General features: G+C 64.4%; 2 protein-coding genes. Both read left to right on the forward strand.

Annotation, left to right across the window (positions count from 1 at the left end):
- Positions 1-944: amidohydrolase family protein (locus WBV89_RS15235; RefSeq protein WP_423982203.1), on the forward strand; the 944-nt coding region annotated here is incomplete at its 5' end.
- 66 nt (positions 945-1,010) lie between these two features.
- Positions 1,011-1,622 (forward strand): Gfo/Idh/MocA family protein (locus tag WBV89_RS15240; RefSeq protein WP_423982204.1); only part of this gene is annotated, 612 nt, incomplete at its 3' end.

The raw sequence follows: 1,622 nt of genomic DNA on the forward strand, positions 1-1,622 counted from the left end.
ACCCTGCGGTGTTCAAGCGCTGGCTCGAGCTCCCCAACCTGCACGACATCGATGCCCGCCTCCAGATGATGGACGAGTTCGGAACCGACTTCCAACAGATTCTCACACTGTCGTCGCCCCCGATCGAACGGATCGCAAACGAGCAGGAATCACCCGCTGTGGCCCGCCTGGCCAACGAAGCGATGCTGACGCTCACGCGCGCGCATCCGTCGCGCTTTCCCCACTTCGTCGCGTCACTCCCCATGAACAATCCGGTCGCGGCCGTCGACGAGGCCCGCTACGCGATCGATGAGCTCGGGGCCTGTGGTGTCCAGATCTTCACCAACGCGAACGGCACACCCGTCGACGACGAACGCTTCCTCCCGCTGTATGACCTCATGGCGGCGTACGACCTCCCGATCTGGATGCATCCGACCCGTGATGCGTCGACGCCCGACTTCGCGACCGAGGAGCGATCCGAATTCGAGATCTGGTGGGCCTTCGGCTGGCCCTACGAGACGAGCGCTGCCATGGCTCGAATGGTTTTCTCGGGTCTCTTCGATCGCCACCCCGATCTCAAGGTGATCACGCATCATCTCGGGGCGATGATCCCCTTTTTCGAAGGTCGCATTGACGCCGGCTGGGGCCAACAACTCGGAAGCCGCACCTCCGACGGCGCGCTGGGAAGCAACATCACCCGCGCTCCGATCGAGTACTTCCGCCAGTTCTACGCCGACACCGCCATCTCCGGATCGGCGTCTGCCACCCGGTGCGGGCTCGATTTCTTCGGCTGTGAGCACGTGTTGTTCGGCAGCGACTGCCCGTTCGACCCCGAGGGCGGGCCTGGATTCATTCGCAGCATGATTCGCGTCATCGACGAACTCGACATCAGTGCGCAAGACCGCGGGTTGATCTACGAAGGCAACATCATGCGCCTCATTCGGAAACACCTCACCACCGACTGACCCCGACCCGGCTCGGTCGCCCACACCGAGCCATCCGACCCATCGAGAAGTAGCAAGGACAACGACATGCCCACTCGCACCACCCGCATCATCATGAACGGCATCACCGGCCGAATGGGCTACCGCCAACATCTCCTCCGGTCGGTGCTGGCCATCCGTGAAGCGGGTGGTGTCGAACTCCCCAACGGCGACCGGCTTCAGGTCGAGCCGATCCTCGTGGGCCGCAACGCAGAACGAGTGGGGGCGATCGCGAAGGATCTCGACGTCGCCGAGTGGACTACGGACCTCGACGACGCGCTCGCCGACCCATCCGCGACGATCTACTTCGACTCGGCGCTCACCGCCGTGCGCAAGCCCGCGATTCTCAAGGCCATCGCCGCCGGCAAGCACGTCTACACCGAGAAGCCGACTGCCGAATCGGTCGCCGACGCAGCAGAGCTTGCCGATGCCGCGGACGGTGCCGGGGTGATCAACGGCGTGGTGCACGACAAGCTGTATCTCCCGGGGCTGCTCAAGCTGCGGCGGCTGATCGAGTCGGGGTTTTTCGGGAGGATCCTCTCGGTGCGCGGCGAGTTCGGCTACTGGGTCTTCGAGGGCGACTGGCAGCCTGCGCAGCGCCCCAGCTGGAACTACCGCACCGAAGACGGCGGCGGCATCATCGTCGACATGTTCCCGCAC

This window comes from Ilumatobacter sp. (assembly GCF_049588435.1).
Classification (GTDB): domain Bacteria; phylum Actinomycetota; class Acidimicrobiia; order Acidimicrobiales; family Ilumatobacteraceae; genus Ilumatobacter_A.